This is a genomic window from Candidatus Thiodiazotropha sp. CDECU1 (genome assembly GCF_963455295.1).
GTDB lineage: Bacteria > Pseudomonadota > Gammaproteobacteria > Chromatiales > Chromatiaceae > Thiodiazotropha.
In genome coordinates this window covers 2,907,756-2,924,874 of the sequence record NZ_OY734020.1, presented here as the reverse complement: position 1 = coordinate 2,924,874, position 17,119 = coordinate 2,907,756, and the positions used below count along the sequence as shown (strand labels likewise).

At 54.2% G+C, this 17,119-nt stretch carries 18 protein-coding genes; 8 read left to right on the top strand and 10 right to left on the bottom strand.

Going from position 1 to position 17,119, the window contains the following annotated elements; translation table 11 throughout:
• Nucleotides 1–129: 129 nt before the first annotated feature.
• Nucleotides 130–705, top strand: coding sequence for an NUDIX hydrolase (locus R2K28_RS13290; protein WP_116445384.1), 576 nt, complete (start codon nucleotides 130–132; stop codon nucleotides 703–705).
• A gap of 90 nt (nucleotides 706–795) precedes the next feature.
• Here the strand turns inward: R2K28_RS13290 and R2K28_RS13285 are convergent, their stop codons facing one another.
• Nucleotides 796–1,635, bottom strand: a complete 840-nt coding sequence (locus tag R2K28_RS13285) for a LabA-like NYN domain-containing protein (protein WP_116445385.1) — start codon at nucleotides 1,633–1,635, stop codon at nucleotides 796–798.
• Between the two features lie 504 nt (nucleotides 1,636–2,139).
• On the opposite strand from R2K28_RS13285, the gene zwf reads away from it, so the two are divergent.
• From zwf to gndA, 3 genes are read left to right on the top strand one after another with little or no spacing between them, the layout of a single operon-like run.
• The gene (zwf, locus tag R2K28_RS13280; protein ID WP_316365042.1) at nucleotides 2,140–3,672 is read left to right on the top strand and encodes a glucose-6-phosphate dehydrogenase; all 1,533 of its coding nucleotides are present in this window, start codon (nucleotides 2,140–2,142) and stop codon (nucleotides 3,670–3,672) included.
• Nucleotides 3,672–4,367 (top strand): 6-phosphogluconolactonase, encoded by a 696-nt coding sequence (gene pgl / locus R2K28_RS13275; RefSeq protein ID WP_316365039.1) that lies wholly within the window; start codon nucleotides 3,672–3,674, stop codon nucleotides 4,365–4,367. Before zwf ends, pgl begins: the two co-directional genes overlap by 1 nt.
• 32 nt (nucleotides 4,368–4,399) lie before the next feature.
• Nucleotides 4,400–5,815, top strand: a complete 1,416-nt coding sequence (gene gndA, locus R2K28_RS13270) for an NADP-dependent phosphogluconate dehydrogenase (RefSeq protein WP_316365037.1) — start codon at nucleotides 4,400–4,402, stop codon at nucleotides 5,813–5,815.
• A gap of 248 nt (nucleotides 5,816–6,063) precedes the next feature.
• Here gndA and R2K28_RS13265 read toward each other — a convergent pair whose 3' ends face one another.
• A complete protein-coding gene (locus R2K28_RS13265; protein WP_316365035.1) occupies nucleotides 6,064–6,852 on the bottom strand; it encodes a hypothetical protein in 789 nt (262 codons plus the stop codon).
• Nucleotides 6,853–6,982: 130 nt separating this feature from the next.
• On the opposite strand from R2K28_RS13265, the gene R2K28_RS13260 reads away from it, so the two are divergent.
• The 3 genes from R2K28_RS13260 (at nucleotide 6,983) to R2K28_RS13250 (ending at nucleotide 9,739) form a co-directional block, all read left to right on the top strand.
• Entirely contained in the window at nucleotides 6,983–8,176 is a 1,194-nt protein-coding gene (locus R2K28_RS13260) for a GAK system CofD-like protein (RefSeq protein ID WP_316365034.1), read from the top strand.
• Between the two features lie 172 nt (nucleotides 8,177–8,348).
• On the top strand, nucleotides 8,349–9,530 hold the full coding sequence (locus R2K28_RS13255) for a DesA family fatty acid desaturase (RefSeq protein ID WP_316365032.1): 1,182 nt from the start codon (nucleotides 8,349–8,351) through the stop codon (nucleotides 9,528–9,530).
• A gap of 35 nt (nucleotides 9,531–9,565) precedes the next feature.
• Nucleotides 9,566–9,739 carry a hypothetical protein gene (locus R2K28_RS13250; protein WP_316365031.1) on the top strand — a complete coding sequence of 58 codons (174 nt, stop codon included), beginning with the start codon at nucleotides 9,566–9,568 and terminating at the stop codon, nucleotides 9,737–9,739.
• Between the two features lies 1 nt (nucleotide 9,740).
• On the opposite strand, the gene R2K28_RS13245 is transcribed toward R2K28_RS13250, so the two are convergent.
• From R2K28_RS13245 to R2K28_RS13230, 4 genes are all read right to left on the bottom strand, one after another.
• Nucleotides 9,741–10,814, bottom strand: coding sequence for a DUF2333 family protein (locus tag R2K28_RS13245; protein ID WP_316365029.1), 1,074 nt, complete (start codon nucleotides 10,812–10,814; stop codon nucleotides 9,741–9,743).
• 388 nt (nucleotides 10,815–11,202) lie between these two features.
• The gene (gene cyoE, locus R2K28_RS13240; protein ID WP_442871443.1) at nucleotides 11,203–12,120 is read right to left on the bottom strand and encodes a heme o synthase; all 918 of its coding nucleotides are present in this window, start codon (nucleotides 12,118–12,120) and stop codon (nucleotides 11,203–11,205) included.
• Nucleotides 12,113–12,757, bottom strand: coding sequence for a hypothetical protein (locus R2K28_RS13235; protein WP_316365027.1), 645 nt, complete (start codon nucleotides 12,755–12,757; stop codon nucleotides 12,113–12,115). Before R2K28_RS13235 ends, cyoE begins: the two co-directional genes overlap by 8 nt.
• Nucleotides 12,754–13,491 (bottom strand): SURF1 family protein, encoded by a 738-nt coding sequence (locus R2K28_RS13230; protein ID WP_316365025.1) that lies wholly within the window; start codon nucleotides 13,489–13,491, stop codon nucleotides 12,754–12,756. Before R2K28_RS13230 ends, R2K28_RS13235 begins: the two co-directional genes overlap by 4 nt.
• Nucleotides 13,492–13,571: 80 nt before the next feature.
• On the opposite strand from R2K28_RS13230, the gene R2K28_RS13225 reads away from it, so the two are divergent.
• Nucleotides 13,572–13,796, top strand: coding sequence for a twin transmembrane helix small protein (locus R2K28_RS13225; protein WP_116447123.1), 225 nt, complete (start codon nucleotides 13,572–13,574; stop codon nucleotides 13,794–13,796).
• Nucleotides 13,797–13,801: 5 nt separating this feature from the next.
• Here the strand turns inward: R2K28_RS13225 and R2K28_RS13220 are convergent, their stop codons facing one another.
• The 4 genes from R2K28_RS13220 to ctaD all read right to left on the bottom strand — a co-directional run bounded on the left by R2K28_RS13220 (nucleotide 13,802) and on the right by ctaD (nucleotide 17,117).
• Nucleotides 13,802–14,674: a cytochrome c oxidase subunit 3 gene (locus tag R2K28_RS13220; RefSeq protein ID WP_316365022.1), complete on the bottom strand. Its 873-nt coding sequence runs from the start codon at nucleotides 14,672–14,674 to the stop codon at nucleotides 13,802–13,804.
• Nucleotides 14,675–14,741: 67 nt separating this feature from the next.
• Complete coding sequence (locus R2K28_RS13215; RefSeq protein ID WP_316365019.1) at nucleotides 14,742–15,359, bottom strand: cytochrome c oxidase assembly protein; 618 nt, start codon at nucleotides 15,357–15,359, stop codon at nucleotides 14,742–14,744.
• Complete coding sequence (locus R2K28_RS13210) at nucleotides 15,356–15,508, bottom strand: hypothetical protein (RefSeq protein WP_316365017.1); 153 nt, start codon at nucleotides 15,506–15,508, stop codon at nucleotides 15,356–15,358. Before R2K28_RS13210 ends, R2K28_RS13215 begins: the two co-directional genes overlap by 4 nt.
• A gap of 13 nt (nucleotides 15,509–15,521) precedes the next feature.
• Nucleotides 15,522–17,117, bottom strand: a complete 1,596-nt coding sequence (gene ctaD / locus R2K28_RS13205; RefSeq protein ID WP_316365015.1) for a cytochrome c oxidase subunit I — start codon at nucleotides 17,115–17,117, stop codon at nucleotides 15,522–15,524.
• Nucleotides 17,118–17,119 lie beyond the last annotated feature (2 nt).

The window sequence follows — 17,119 nt, the reverse complement described above, 5'->3', positions numbered from 1 at the left end:
TTATAGGGTCCGACATCATATCAGGAATCGGTGGCAGGAGCCTGTTACAGCCCAGGCGTGATACGCACCTGGACGCCGCTTCCAACAATCGGTGACAATAGCGACTGGCGAGTCGATAGGATCTAAATAATGAAGTATTGCAGCCACTGCGGCTCAGAGGTGGAAGTCAGGGTTCCCGAAGGTGATAACAGGCCAAGACATGTGTGTGATACGTGCAGTACCGTTCATTATCAAAATCCCAAGATCGTGGTCGGCTGCATACCCGAGTGGGAGCAGCAGATTCTCTTATGTCGGCGTGCCATCGAACCCCGCTATGGCTTGTGGACTGTACCGGCAGGTTTTATGGAGAATGGGGAGACGAGTCAGCAAGGGGCCGCACGGGAAACTCTGGAGGAGGCTTGTGCCAGGGTAGAAGTGGAGGGACTCTACACTCTCTTCAATCTTCCACATATCAATCAAGTATATATGTTGTTTCGCAGCCGGCTGCTCGATCTCGATTATGCCGCAGGTGATGAGAGTCTCGAGGTCAGGTTGTTCGCTGAATCGGAGATACCCTGGGATAAGCTTGCCTTTCCGGTGATAAAAGAGTCGCTCAAGCTCTACTATGCAGACCGCCAAGCGGGGAGATATCCGTTGCGTGGTGGTACCATCGTGCGTGCCGCAGGTTCAACCAGAGGCTACCAGACCATCCTTGATCCTGGATAGCCCATTCACATCCCCAAGCGATTGCTGTATCCCCATCGTTACCGGTGATGGATGATGAATGCCGGGCATTGGCGTGATGTGTCTGAAGGGCTAGAGTCCCGTTCCGCCAAAGCTCGGTACCAGGCGTACGTTATTGGCCACATAACCGTCATCCTTGTCACTTTGTTGGATATAGAACTCGAGTATGGAATCCCGGTTCGACATCACCTCATCTGTGACTTCGTCGGCCAGTTCATTGGCGTGGCAAAAGACGCTTTCGTAGGGGGAGCCCTCTTGACGGGGATCGATAATCCACATATTCGGATCGATGCGTTTGAGAAAACGTAAAAAACCGTAGCCTTTTTCTGGAAACCATTTTGCGCACACACCACGCACGCAGGAGCCAGGCTCTCCCCACTCGTTGCGGGGCTCATAAGAGATCGGTAACAGATCGGGGATCAGGAAACCCGAATAGTAATCGTCCACCAGCCTGCGCAATTCCTGTGAGACATTTCTGAATCCGAGCAACTCTACCCGACAACCACGATCTTGCAGGGCGGTTACCACCTGCAGAAAATCACCATCACCGGTGACCAGCAGCAACAGATCGAGCTTCTCCGCTTGCAGCATGGCGTCAACGGCCATATCCAGGTCTGCATTCGCTTTGGTAGTGACATTCCCCTCTTCGTCCGTATAACGGCGCACATTCTTCACGATAATCTTCCAGCCATATTCCCTGACCATTTGCTGATAGGTCATTGCACGACGACGATATTCAGGATCTTCCTTGGCCCGCTCCTGGTCGAAGGCTATATAGGTATTTAGTCTGAGCAGGGATCCGCCATAACGCCCTGCAAACATTCTTAGGATGTCGTAACGTAATTGGTATCCGCCGTTATATCGAACATTTTCAGCGTCGACAAATACGCCAATTTTAATATCTTGATGCAATGTGTTGTTCCTGAAGTATTAAAAGGGATAAAAAAACAGTGTTAAAGCATTGTGTAATGAAGCGATGTTCCCATTGATTGAGGGTCTTTGACGATATATGCATCCTTGCAAGTTGTATGGCTTTTGTATGCCGATTCTGTACTCAATGGGTCGAAAAGCTTGATCAGTGGCCTGTTTGTGCTAATGATGAAAATCCAACCAAAAATAATATAGATAATTATAGGGTGAAAATCGTTTCATTCACCTTTGTTATAAAAGTAGATTAATTATACAACGGATTTAAGAATATTTTTAATGGCGAGCTTAAGACCCATATAAAATTGGGATATTTGGCCCTTCGCCCTGACTTATCAATTATATGCCGCTATAAAAAAACACCTGATGCGGATGGATTTCAGATTATCGACTTCTCACTGGCGGCATTATGCATTATTGTCGGTATTGGTGAGTGGGCATGCTATAAAATAGATACAAAACAATAACAGAAACCCAAAGGCGGGTAATATGACGGCCACCGATATTCCGATAGCTCAACATTTTAACCTCGGCGAACTGTTTCTTCAGGCAGATCGATTAGAGCCGTGTGTATTGGTGATATTCGGCGCAGCTGGTGATTTGACTCAGCGCAAGCTTATTCCCGCACTCTATAACCTGGCGCGTGAACAGGCAGTGGATGAACGCTTTGCCGTTATCGGTTACAGTCGTAGACCGCAAAGCGATGCGGAATATCGTAACATCCTGTTTGACGGACTACAGGCCTACTCACGATCCCAACCCATTGATGATACGGTCTGGCAGGCGTTCAGCCAGCGTATCAGTTATGTGGAAGGCAATTTTGAAGACCCGGAGGGTTATGTTGCCCTACGCAAGGCGTTGGAAGCCGTCGAACAACTCATCGGCAGCGAAGGAAATCGTCTCTTCTACTTCGCCACTCCCCCCTCTGCCGCACCCGTAATACTGCACCGCCTTAGTGAGGCTGGTTTACTCCAATCCGGTGGCGCCGAAACACCCTGGACCCGGGTCATTATGGAAAAACCCTATGGCCGTGATCTCGAGTCGGCGAGCGACCTGAATCGGATTGTCGCCGAGGTGCTGCAAGAGGATCAGGTCTATCGCATCGATCACTATCTGGGCAAGGAGACGGTGCAGAATATATTGGTGGCTCGTTTGGGCAATACCATATTCGAGCCCCTTTGGAATCGAAAATATATCGATCACATCCAGATCACCGCCGCCGAGTCGATTGGCGTGGAAGGTCGGGGGAGGTTCTATGACAAGACCGGTGTGATCAGGGATATGGTACAGAGTCACCTGCTTCAGGTACTCTCACTCTGCGCCATGGAGCCGCCGGTCTCTTTCGCCGCTGATGATATTCGGGATAAACGGGTCGAGGTGCTGCGTTCCCTGCGCCAGTTCACCTCCCAGGAGGTTTTGGAGCATGTGGTCTTTGGTCAGTATCGCGGCTACCGTGATGAGGACAACGTGGAGCCGGATTCGCGCACCCCAACCTATGCCGCCATCAAATGCTATATCGATAACTGGCGCTGGCAGGGTGTGCCTTTCTTTCTCCGGGTAGGCAAGCATCTGACCAAACGGATAACCGAAATCTCGGTGGTTTTCCGCCCTGTCCCCCTGTGTCTGTTCGGGCGCGATGATGTGTGTCAGGATTTGGAGCCGAATGTATTGACCATCCGTATCCAACCGGATGAGGGTATGGCCCTGAAAATATCCAGCAAGCGCCCCGGGGGTGAGATGGAGGTGGGTTCGGTGGAGATGGATTTCAGCTACTCCGAGACCTACACACATCCCATCAAAGACGCCTACGAACGACTCTTGTTGGATGCCGTGAAAGGGGATGCCACCCTGTTTGCGAGGCGGGATGAAGTGGAGTTTGCCTGGCGTTTCGTAACCCCTATTCTGAGTCACTGGGAAGGTGCGAAAAGACGACAGCCCGTATTCTATGCCGAGGGCAGTGAAGGCCCTGTGGAAGCCGAAAAACTGATGGACCGCTACAGCCGTCAATGGCGGGAGATCTAATGGAACGTTTCATTGTCGATCCAATCGAGTTTAATGCACAGGCTGAACGGTGGATCTGCAACAAGATCCGGCTGGTGCTTGAGTCGTCACAACGTTGCCATCTGATGTTGGCCGGTGGGGCGACGCCCCTGCCTGTCTACCAACGCCTGGCATTACGCAATGACATCCCCTGGTCCCAAATCAATCTCTACTTCGGTGATGAGCGCTGCGTGCCGGTGAATACCCCGGAGAACAACTACTCCACGGTGATGAACAGCCTGTTTCCTGATGGTGACCGTCCGGAAGGCATGCATGTCTACCGCATGTGCGGTGAAGAAGAGCCCGATAAGGCAGCGGAGGTATACGAGCTGGTACTGCCGGAGAGGATCGACATCCTGCTCCTCGGTGTGGGTGATGACGGCCATACGGCATCGATATTTCCCGGATCGGCCGCGCTGGATGAAGATAAGCGAAGGGTGATGCCGAGCATCGCTACAAAACCGCCGCTACAGCGTTTGACAATTACGCCACCCGTTATCCAAGGCGCCAGGCATCTGTTGGTAATGGTCCAGGGTGGGGGGAAGGCCGATGCCGTTCGTCGGGCGCTGGTGGATCACAACGTGCCCGCAGCCATTGCCCGGGATGGGGATTGGATGATGGATATCCAGGCGGCCCGTTCATTGCCGGAGGATCAGCGACTGGGGCTATTGATTTAGTATTAAAAGGTCTTAACTGACAGGAATAGAGTATGCCTGAAATCGAACAGTTTCATATCGGCCTGATCGGGCTGGGTGTCATGGGCCGCAATCTGGCGCTGAATATGGAAGAGAAGGGCTTTCCGGTTGCGGTATGGAACCGGCGCAGTGGAGCAATCACCGAGTTTTTGGGTGAAAATCGGGATAAGCGGTTTGGCGGCGATCCGGATATGGCTCGGTTCATAGCCCTGCTGGAGCGACCGCGGCGGATTCTGTTGATGATCAAGGCGGGAGATCCGGTGGATCAGGTGATCGAGCAGTTGATCCCGTTGCTGGAACCTGGCGATATCATCATGGATGGCGGCAACTCCTGGTTCGAGGACACCCGGCGTCGCGAGCGCTATCTTCGCGACAAGGGGCTGCATTTCGTCGGTGTCGGTATATCCGGTGGCGAGGAGGGGGCGCGTCATGGTCCATCCATGATGCCGGGTGGCTCCAGGGACTCCTACGCAGAGGTGAGTGCGGTATTTGAGGCGATCACCGCCCAGACCGAAGCGGGTGCCTGTGTTACCCATGTCGGCCCTGACGGCGCCGGTCATTTCGTCAAGATGGTGCATAACGGTATTGAATATGCCGATATGCAGCTGCTCGCGGAGGTCTATGACCTGATGCGCCGGGGCCTGGGCCTAAAGGAAAATGAGATGGCCCGGCAGTTCGATGCGTGGAACCAGGGACCGATGGAGTCGTTCCTGGTGGAGCTGACGGCCCAGGTGATGAAGGTGGTTGATCAAGATAGCGGTGAACACCTGGTGAGTCTGGTGATGGACAAGGCGGGACAGAAGGGGACCGGCCGTTGGACGGTACAGGCCGCCCTTGAGCAGGGTGTGGCGGTGCCTGGTATCGCTGCCGCAGTGGATGCCCGGTTGCTCTCTTCCATGAAACAGCAGCGGGTGGCGGCATCTCCCTTGCTACAGGGACCGGAGGCCGTGGATAGCGCTGACAGGGAATCCCTGCTGGCGGATCTCCATGGCGCCATCTACGCCTCAAGGATCACCGCCTATGCGCAAGGGCTGGACCTGATTCGAAATGCTTCGGAGCGCTATCATTGGTCCATCGATCTGGCGGAAACCGCGCGTATCTGGAAGGGAGGGTGCATTATCCGGGCGCGTCTGCTCGACCCAATCCGTGAGGCCTATTCCACTGATTCGAAACCGATCAATCTGATGCTGGATCCCGCACTGGCTGTCCAGTTGCAGGGGTTGCAGGGTGCCTGGCGCAGGGTGATCGGTTTCGCCACCCATGCCGGGATACCGGTTCCGGTGATGAGCGCCTGTCTCAACTATTTCGACAGTTACCGTACCGAGCGATTGCCGCAAAACCTGATCCAGGCCCAGCGGGATGCCTTCGGTGCCCATACCTATGAGCGCGTGGATCATCCGGAGTGGGGTTTTGTTCACTCGGATTGGTAGCAATCCGTTGTAAAAAGCAAAACGCAAATAGCCGCAAATTTATATGCGTCCGCAAATGAACGCGAATCTTGCTTTTTGAACCTATTGGCCTGGGTAGTACTGTATTATTTGGCTATTCGGTTATGCTAAAGAGCGTAGGATCGGATTCGTGTTGTACCATATTGGACAGTAAATCGTTCCATTTGCGTTTATTCGCGTTCATTAGCGGACTGATTTTGTAACAAGACCGATGTGGAACTGAGTTGGCGCTACAGATCCTGCCAGCCAGTCAACAACAGGCCTGATGCAACACCGGCCAGGCCCGCCCCGAGAACGCCTCCCAGGATAGCGCTAGGCAGGTTGGCGTGGATGACCTCCAATGCAGCGGAAAGCGGTCCGGCCACGCTGTCGTCGATGCTACTGATCATGACGAAGAAACAGAGTGCTATAAAACCCGAAACCCCGACCCCTACCATCAAACCATCGCCAACCGGTGGCAGCAAGTTGTCATAGAGTTTGATAAAACCGGGGACCTGGGCCACATAGAGGATACCGGTCAGCGGGCAGAGCAGGGCGACTATCGTGCTGATCGAAATCGGTGCAGTGAGATTCACGACCAGTAGATAGGTGAGTGATGCCAGCCAGCCGGCACTGAATCCAGCCAATGTTTTCGCATCCGCACGGTTGACCCGTGAGCCCATGGAGAAGCTGCCATAGAGGGCGCCGACAACCGCCCCCACTGCAGAGACCAGGATCACTAGAAACAGCAGATCCACCGGATGATCGGAGAGGATGAAATAGAATATGGAGATGGGTGAAATAATGGTGGTCATCAAGACCGCAAGCCGCATACTGCTGTAGATCAGTGCACCTAGGGTTCCGGCGAGTACACCCGCGAACAGATTGGGATCGATCGGCAGCTGCCAATGGTCGGCGAATGCAGCCAGGAAAACAAACAGCATGGCGTAAAGCAGGCCGATAAAGGCCCAGATAGCGCCCCTGATCAGGGCCTCTATAAGTCGTTGCCGGGAAATGGATGACGGTTGTTGAACTTGCATGATGCAGGTGTTTATTCAGTATTCATTCACCCCTACATCATGTCATTGATTCATGCTATATGCCAGATTGTTAATGCAAATAAAAAGGCTCTGTGATGGCATCCATTCCATACTATAATTAGCTTGTCTTATGAAAAGCATCTATGTAACGCGCGCTGCGCGCATTCCCGATCCGCTCCGCATCAGTCGATACCAGAAAAGCCCTGAACTCGGCCCAAGGATACTCTTCTTCAGTGGAGGCAGTGCCCTGAATGACGTGAGTCGGGTGCTGAAGAGCTACACTCACAATTCAATCCACCTGGTTACCCCCTTCGACTCCGGTGGCAGCTCTGCTGAACTGAGACAGGCATTCGATATGCCTTCAATCGGTGATCTGCGCAGTCGAATGGTAGCCTTGGCGGATGAAACCGTGACTGGTCACCCGGAGGTGTTTGATCTGCTGACCTACCGCTTTCCCCTCAAGGCGGGGAAGGGTGAGTTACTGGATCAACTCGAGTCTATGATCCGAGGCAGGCACCCACTGGTGGACCCGGTGAATAACCCGATACGGCGTATTATTCGCAATCAACTGGGTTATTTCTACGATGCCATGCCGGCCAAGTTCGATCTGCGCGGTGCCAGTATCGGTAATCTTATTCTCAGTGGCGGCTATCTCAATAACCATGAACATCTCGACCCGATCATCTTTCTGTTTGAAAAGATGGTGGGGGTGCAGGGGATCGTGCGCGCAGTGGTGAACGACAATTACCATCTCTCCGCTGAGCTGGTAGATGGCAGTCGTGTTATCGGTCAGCATCTGTTGACGGGCAAGCAGGTGGCCCCCTTGGAGAGTCCGGTGAAACAGCTCTCCCTGTCAAAGGGATTGGACAAGTACACCCCGGTTAAGACCCAATTGCGCAAAAAGAACCACAAGCTGATCCAAACCGCGGAAATGATCGTCTATCCGCCCGGCAGCTTCTACTCCAGCATCGTCGCCAATCTGCTGCCACGGGGTGTCGGGGCCGCGATAGGGGAAAATGCCTGTCCCAAGATCTATGTGCCGAATCTGGGATCAGACCCGGAACAGCTGGGGATGGATCTGAACGATTCGGTGCAGCAGTTGCTCTCCTATTTACACCAGGATTTACCAGGCGCCAGCAGCAAAGGAAGGCTGCTGAATTTCATCCTCCTCGACAGCAAAAACGGTGACTACCCATCGCGACTCTCCAGCAAGCTCCTGGAGGGGTTGGGTATTCAGGTTATCGACACCCCGCTGATCAGCTCAAGCAGTGCTCCCTACTACGATTCGAGGCTGTTGGTCTCAGCCCTGCTATCACTCACCTAGGGCTCAGCCAGTGAGTGGCCGATTAGATGCAAGCCAGAGAGTAGCGTATATACTGTGAGGATAATCTCGCTGCATGCGGTATCCGGCGATGATCCATCTCTGTATTGGGGTAGCCTCGATCAATGATTCGTTTGCCGTTTTCCAAAAGGCATGATTACCAGCAGGATTTTTTATGATACTCAATGGTTTATTCGATTTTTCTCTAGCCGACTTTATTATTCTGACCCTCCTCCTTACCCATATCACCATCGTTTCGGTGACCGTCTTTCTGCATCGCCACCAGGCCCATCGGGCACTGGAGCTTCATCCGTTACTGAGCCATTTTTTTCGTTTTTGGCTCTGGTTGACCACCGGTATGGTGACCCGGGAATGGGTAGCCATACACCGCAAGCATCATGCGATGTGCGAAACAGAGAGTGATCCCCACAGTCCCCAGACCAGGGGGCTGAGTAAGGTATTGTGGCAGGGTGCGGAGCTATACAAACAGGAGGCGAAAAATCAACAGACCCTGGAGCGCTACGGCAAGGGCACACCAGACGATTGGCTGGAGCGCCATCTCTATACACCTTACAACTTTACAGGCATCATCCTGTTGCTGGTTGTTGAGTTCATACTCCTAGGGCCTGCTGGTATCACGGTCTGGGCTGTGCAGATGATCTGGATACCTTTCTGGGCTGCGGGTGTGATCAACGGTATCGGTCACTACTGGGGCTATCGCAATTTCGAGATACCCAATGCGGCCACCAACATTGTTCCCTGGGGTATATTTATCGGGGGAGAGGAGTTGCACAACAACCATCATGCCTTCGGCAGCTCTGCCAAGTTGTCAAACCGGTGGTGGGAGTTCGATCTGGGCTGGTTCTATATCAAACTGTTCACTTTTTTAGGCTTGGCGAAGGTGCTCAAGATTGCGCCCAAACGCGCCTTGGTTGCCGAACGTCCTCAACTCGACATAGATGCGATCAAGGCGCTCACGGTGAATCGGCTGCAATTGCTGAGCGACTATCGCCGCAAGGTATTGAAGCCGGTGTTTCGGGATGAGATCAGGCAGGCCAAACGCCCGCTGCGTCATCTCTACCGCAGCGCTCAACGGCTGGTGCGCCGGGACAGTATGCTCCTGAGTGACAGCGACTTGGTACAGCTGAAAGAGATTCTCGACACCAATGCGGCCCTGGACAAGGTCTATCAATTCAAATTGAAGTTGCAGGCGATCTGGGAGCAACATGCCTCCAGTCATGAAAAACGTCTCGAGGCCTTGAGTCAATGGTGCGCCCAGGCAGAGGCGAGCGGGGTGGAGGCTTTACAGGAGTTTGTCTCAATCCTCAGGTCCTATGGGATGACACCGGTACGCTGATTTCAAGACAGGATCAAGATAACCTGAGATAGTAAATGGCTGACTCACTCAATAAACTTTGGTTAAAAGGGCAGGCGGAAGAGGATATCTATTTTGCCAAGCGTGAGCGTGAACTGATCGAGGCAATAAGGAAAAAGAGACAGCGTGAAAAGCTGCAAGATTCCCACAGGAAAGCGCTTGATCAGGAAAAGAAACGAGAGGATCGATAACCTAACCCTGACTCAACAGACTCCTCAGGTCGATCACCGCCGCATTGGCGCGTGAAATGTAAGAGGCCATCACCAGGGAGTAGTTGGCGAAGATCCCCAAGCCACTGCCATTCAATACCATCGGGCTGCTGATGGGACCCTGGGTGGCTTCCAGTTCGCGGATGATCTGGCGCAGGCTCACCAGGGCATTCTTCTTGCGCAATATATCCTGAAAGTCGATCTCCACTGCATGCAGGAAGTGGATCAACGCCCAGGTGGCGCCGCGGGCCTCGTAGAAGACATCGTCGATCTCCAGCCAGGGGGTTTGTACACTGACATGGTCCGAGGTGGTGGTGGATTGTGCGGCAGCGGGATCGCCGGCCAGGTCGGTATTGATGCGCTCCTGACCCACGCTGGCGCTCAAGCGCTGTGACAGACTTCCCAGGCGTTTTTCCACCACCGCCAGCCAGTCACGCAGATTATCGGCGCGGGCAAAGAACTGGGTGCTCATCTCACCCTGTTGCGAGAGGCCGTTGAGATAGCGTCTCAGTGCCTTCAGGCCTGTGCGGTACTCCCCCTCGGTAGAAGGGAAGATCCAGGAGTCGTTACTGTAGTTGAATTGGGGTTCGGCGATGGCCAGGTCTTCGTTTTCCAGTGACTGGGACTGGGAGCGGCTCATATCGTTTCGCAGTGACCGGGCCAGGTCGCGGATCTGGGTCAGTGCCCCAAACTCCCAATTCGGGATGTTGTCCAGAAACACACTCGGCGGCATGATGTCATTGCTCAGATAGCCCCCGGGTTTTTCCAGCAGGGTCTCCATGACAGTGATCAGTGCGGCGGTGGTGTAGGAGCCGGTAACAGGCTCCATGTCCATCTCCTGCAACATGCCGCGGGTGTTGTCGCGTACATCGAAGGGCTCGGGCACACTGCTCCAGTAGAGACCGAGCATAAAAAGGATGATGGCAAGCGTGACGATGCCGAGCATACTGCCCCAAATCCAACCCTTCTCCCGCAATGTCTGAGGATGATAGAGCCGGGCGATTCGGTTTATGAGAGAGGTAGTATTACGGATTAGTTTTTCGAAAAGTGCTTTCATCCGTTGATTCCCGGCCTTGGTAAGGTCTCTAACACAGTAATATAGGGTTATGTTACTCCTAAAACACTATCTAACGAAGCAGAGTCAACGCAAGCTTTTACAATAGTGTAGGGTGGGGCCCTGCCCCACCAATCAATCCATTATTAACAACATTCGGTGGGGCTGGGCCCCACCCTACACTTCTATCTGACGAAGCTGGGTCAACGCAAGCTTTAAGAATATCGTAGGGTGCGGCTTGCCGCACCGTAACCGATCCGGGTTTTGCGCGGGATTAAAAAAAAACAGGAATATCTCAGATTTTACCCTTTTTGGTTCGTATGCAGGGCAATCGGTGCGGCAAGCCGCACCCTACACTACGAATAGGGTCTCAGGGCACGATTTTCATCGGTTAGACTGTGCTACCCGATGCCAGGAACAGGCTCAAATAGTGATCCGCCAGCAGCAGGGTGAAGAGCAGGCTGAGGTAGAGAATCGAAAACGCGAAGGTCTTCATGGCGTGGTCGCGTCCTTCACTCTGCAACAGCTTTACCGCGTGGTAGACAAAGACACAGCCCAGCACGAACGCCCCGATCAGGTAGAGATAGCCGCTCATCTGGATGGCGAAGGGCAGCAGGGAGACCGCCAGCAGCATAATGGCATAGATCAAGACCTGCTGCTTGGTGAAGTCGATCCCGTGGGTGACCGGCAGCATCGGCACATCGGCCTTGGCGTAATCATCCCGGCGATGGATCGCCAGGGGCCAGAAATGGGGTGGTGTCCAGACGAAGATAATCAATAACAACAGAAATGGTTCCATAGTGACCTCACCGGTCACTGCACACCAACCCAGCAGTGGTGGTGCTGCCCCGGCCAAACCACCCCAGACGATGTTTTGCGGGGTATTGCGTTTTAAATAGAGGGTGTAGATCACGGCATAACCGATCAGGGCGAAAAAGGTGAGCAGGGCGGTCAGCGGGTTCACCAGAAAATAGAGCAGCAGCATGGAGATGCCACCCAGGAGCAGGGCAAAGGTGATTGCATGGGGGGTGTCCATATGACCGCTGGGAATGGGGCGCCAGCTGGTCCTGTCCATCATGGCATCGATGCGCTGATCGATGACATGGTTGATCACAGCGCCTGAGGCGGCCGCGAGGGAGATGCCGAGCAAACCGAACAGCAATGGTTGCAAGGGTACCAGGCCATCCCGCGACAGCAGCATGCCAACCAGGGCGGTAAAGGCGATGAGCAGTACGACCTTGGGTTTGGTCATCTCATAATAGTGGCGCCAGGCAAAGCTGACCGCCTGCTGTGTGGAAATATTACTGATGGCCATAGCGACCTCCTTGAGCCCAGTTTTGCGAGGCTTCGAGTAGTTTTTCAAGATCCTGCAGAATCTCTTTGGTGCCGATCTTGGTGGTATCGTGCTTCATCATCAGGTCACCCCGGGGATCGATGAGAAAGATGGGGATTGCCTGCTCCGACAGCTGTAGAGGAAACAGGGATTGGATGCTGGCGCGTTGACTGTTATCCGCGATCAGCAGCTGGGTGCCTTCAAGGCCACCCATATTCGGCAGCTCCAGACGACCATTTGCGTCGGGCATGAGAATCAACAGGCGGGCGATGCGCTGACGATTCGCGGCAGTGGCGCGGCGGATCTGACGCGCCATGATCAATATCTCGATGCAGGCGGCGTCACAGCCCCCTTCGCCGACCAGGGTCATACTCCACATATCCTGCAGCGACTGCCAGTCGAACAACTCACCATCCGCAGTCTGCAAACGCAGTGTCTGGACAGAACGGGGTGGATCGATCAACTCACCATTGTTGCTGCGTCCGGTGGGTAGCCATTGAGGGTTTAGGAAGAATACCCAGGCAGCGATCATCGGCAGGGCAAACAGTGCGATCAATACCCATAGGGAGGCAAGACTGCGTGGCTTGAGGTTATTGTCGGCAACACTTGTCATAGTGCGACTCCGCTTTCATCGCGCTTGTGCAGTGACAACCGGAGCCAGATCAACAGGGTGATGATGGCGAAGGCAAACCATTGTATGGCATAGCCGATGTGCATCATGTCGCTGACCCGGGGGTGAGGCCATTGGCGGACGAAACCATGTTCGTCCTGAGCCGATTGCAGCACTATGAAGGGGAGGATCTCCAGGCCTGACCAATCACTGAAATGGTCCAGGGTGAGGAAGGGCCAGCGGGGCGGTGTGTCAGTTTTCGCCGTAGCCTGTTGTTTAAGTTCGATGGCCGGTGGCTGTGGGATTCTTACTTCGCCGCTGATGGTCAGTGTTTCACCCTTGTCAACTTCGGCCAGGGCCTGATCGATTTGATCATGGGTGATCCAACCCCGATTGACCAGTAGCACTGTATTGCTATCCAGGAGTTGCAGGGGTGTAATCAGATGGAAGCCGGTTTTACCCCGATGCTTGCGGTTTTCAATCAGCACGCTTTTATCGCTAAGATAGCGCCCTTGCGCCTCAACCCGGCGGAACAGCAGTTGTTCGGCATCGGGGTGGGGCCCGGTCAGCGATAGTGGCGGCTGCTTGCGCCGCAGTTCCAATGAGGCGCCCTGATTGCGTTTCTGTTCGGCACGATCGAGCTGCCAGATACCGAGGCCGAAAAAGAGGGGCGCCAGGATTACCATAATTACTGTAGGGATTGCCTGGGCGCGAAATTGACGGGTGCTGCTGGTCATAGTGACTATAGTGAAATTATCTGTTTCTGCTATTGTGGTAGCGGCAGGCATAGCATATCAAGTCCGGATTGGGAGCGATCATGGATATCATATACAAACTACCTGTGTTGCTGGTCCTGGGATTCATCCTCTTCAGCCTGTTTCAGGGGATGTACTATATGGCCAAGGACGATGGCAAGAACGACAGTACCCGCGTGGTGCGCGCCTTGACCCTAAGGGTAGTACTATCGCTGTTGCTGTTCATTCTACTCATGGCAGGATATTTCTTCGGTCTGCTTCAGCCTCATAGTCTGCTGCCTCAATAGTGGCCTTAGAGCCAGTAGACGAATATAAAGAGACCCAGCCAGACCACATCAACAAAATGCCAGTACCAGGCCACCGCCTCAAAGGCGAAATGGTTATGGGCGCTGAAGTGGCTCTTCATGCTGCGGCCGAGTATGGCCATCAACATCACCGCACCCATGGTGACATGAAAGCCGTGAAATCCCGTCAGCATGTAAAAGGTGGAGCCATAGGCGCCCGTTTCCAGGGTGAGATTCAGCTCGGAGTAGGCGTGGATATATTCATAGGCCTGGAGTGCGACGAACAGCAGACCCAGGGCAATGGTTGCAATCAGACCCCAAACCAGTTGTTTCTGATTATCGAGTTTTAATCCCCAATGGGCCCAGGTGATGGTGACGCCACTGGTGAGCAGGATCAGGGTATTCATGGCGGGAATGCCCCACGCGCCCATCGGTTGGAAGGCACCCCCCAGCTCACCGGGGCCGTGGGATGGCCATGCTGCCTCGAATCCGCTGTAGAGGATCTCATTCGACATGCCCAGGTAACCCTCTCCACCGAGCCATGGCAGGGCAATGTTGCGGATATAGTAGAGCGAGCCGAAAAAGGTGAGAAAGAAAAACACCTCCGAGGCAATGAACCAGAACATCCCCATGCGGAATGAGGTATCGACCTGTTTGTTATAACAGTCGTTCAGGTTCTCTCCGATGACATCCCGAAACCAGCCAAACAGCAGAAAGAAGAAGAGCAGCAGGCCGGCGAAGACTATGTAGCCGCCGATGGAGACCCCGTTCATGGCCAGTGCTGCGCCGAACAGGGTAGTCAGCAGGGATGCCATGCCAATGATGGGCCAGGGACTGGGATCGGGTATGAAATAATCCCCGCTGTGTTCCTTTACCGACATGCTGATACTCCTCTCGATATTGATCTTGTTGTCATAGTCATGGTGTTTGCTTGATCTGGTCTGTTAGCTATTGATCGGGGGTTGCCGCAATCATGGGCGGAAGTTCACTATCCTGATCGTTCTTTTTGTCCTTTTGCTCCTCTTTCAGGCGCATGAAACTGTATGAGAGCGTCAATGAGTTGATCTCATCAGGCAGTTCCGTCGACACCATGAACTGCAACGGCATGGTGGTCTTCTGGCTGCCGTCAAGCTTCTGCTTGTTGAAGCAGAAACACTCAAGTTTGCTGAAATAGGGTGTTGCCTGCCATGGCGCCACACTGGGTATGGCCTGCCCGGTGACGGCGCTGTGGCTGCGGTTTCGCGCGAGGAAATTGACCTCGTAGATCTGCCCCGGATGGACACGCATCTTGGTGGTTTCGGCCACGAACTCCCAGGGCAGGTTCGGGTTTACCGTGGTGTCGAACTTCACCGTGACCCAGCGGGTTTGGTCTACCCGGTCAGAAGTTGCAGCGACCTGGCCGATGGCGCTGCGTTGAGCGAGGGATTGGGTCCCCGTAATCTGGCAGAACAGGTTGTATAAGGGTACCAGGGCAAAGCCAAAGCCAAACATCGCCAGCACCAGTCCGGACAACATCAAGGTCGTGCGGCGGTTCTTGCGCTGATTGTCTGATACCTGTTGCTTCATTGCGTAGCCTGTGTGCCGACTATCCGGAAGATGCCGGACCAGAAAGGGAAAGAGGTCACAAGGAAGAACAGGGCCAGTCCGGCCAAGCCCCAAGCCAAGCGCAGGTTCTTGCGTCTCAATTCCGCGGTTTGATATGCAGGTATTCTCATCGTCCTCTAACTCCTACTTGATCTGGGGGGCGACAGTCCAGGTGTGGAAGGCCGGTGGAGAGTCCAACTCCCATTCCAGGCCTTTGGCGCCTTCCCAGGCCCTGCTTTCAGCCTTCTTGCCACCACGGATGGTCTTGATGACGATATACAGCAGCAGCAGATGGCTGAGGCCAAAGACTATCGCTCCGATACTCGACACTACGTTGAACTCAGTGAACATCATGTTGTAGTCGACGATGCGTCGCGGCATTCCCGCCAAGCCGAGAAAGTGCTGCGGGAAGAATGTGATGTTGAAGCCGATGACATTGGTCCAGAAAAAGAGTTTCCCCAGCTTCTCGTCATACATATGTCCGGTCCATTTCGGCAGCCAGTAGAAGACCCCGGCAAACAGGCCGAATACCGCACCCGGCATCAGCACATAGTGGAAGTGGGCAACCACGAACATACTGTCGTGATACTGCATGTCAGCGGGTACCACCGCCAACATGACGCCGCTCAAACCCCCGAAGGTGAACATCAGGACGATACCTACCGCGAACAGCATCGGGGTCTCAAAGGTCATGGCGCCCCGCCACATGGTAGCGATGAAGTTGAATACCATCAGGCCCACCGGTATGGAGATCAGAATGGTGCCGATCATAAAGTAGGTGACCGCTCCCAGGGACATACCGATGGTGTATTGATGGTGCGCCCACACCACCATGCCGATGGTGGCCACGGCCAGCATGGCGCCGACCATCGATTTGTATCCGAACAGCGGCTTACGCGCAAAAGTCGGAATTACATGGGCAAGTACCCCGATGGAGGGCAACAGCAGGATGTAGACCTCGGGATGACCGAAGAACCAGAACAGGTGTTGAAACAGGACTGGATCACCACCGCCGGCTGCATCGAAGAAACTGGTGCCGAAATGACGGTCGAACAGCAGCATGGTGACACCGCCTGCGAGTACCGGCACCACCAGGATCAGCAGGAAGGCAGTGACCAGCCAGGTCCAGCAGAACATCGGCATCTTAAACATGGTCATGCCCGGCGCACGCATATTCAGCAGGGTGACGATGATGTTGATCGAGGCCAGCACCGAGGAGATACCCAGCAGGTGGATGGCGAAGATCAGGAAGTCCATGGACATGCCGACCTGTACCGACAGCGGGGGATAGAGGGTCCAGCCGGTATTGATCTGGGTGCCGCCGCCGGGGAAGAAGGGCACCACGAAGGAGAGGATCAGCATGGTCGCGGCCGCCGGCAACACCCAGAAGCTGAGGTTATTCATACGTGGCAGGGCCATGTCCGGTGCGCCGATCATCATCGGGATCATCCAGTTGGCCAAACCCGCGGCCGCCGGCATCACCCCGCCGAAAATCATGATCAAGGCATGGTTGGTGACCAGGTTGTTATACAAATCGGGATCGAGAAACTGGATGCCCGGTTGGAACAGCTCCATACGGATCAACATGGCACTGGCGCCGCCCAGGAACAGCATGGCCAATGCAAACAGCAGGTAGAGGGTGCCGATGTCCTTGTGGTTGGTGCTGAACAGCCAACGGCGCCAGCCCTTCGGTGCCTCGTGATGATGTGCCTCATCATGGGTCAGAGTGGTTGTACTCATGT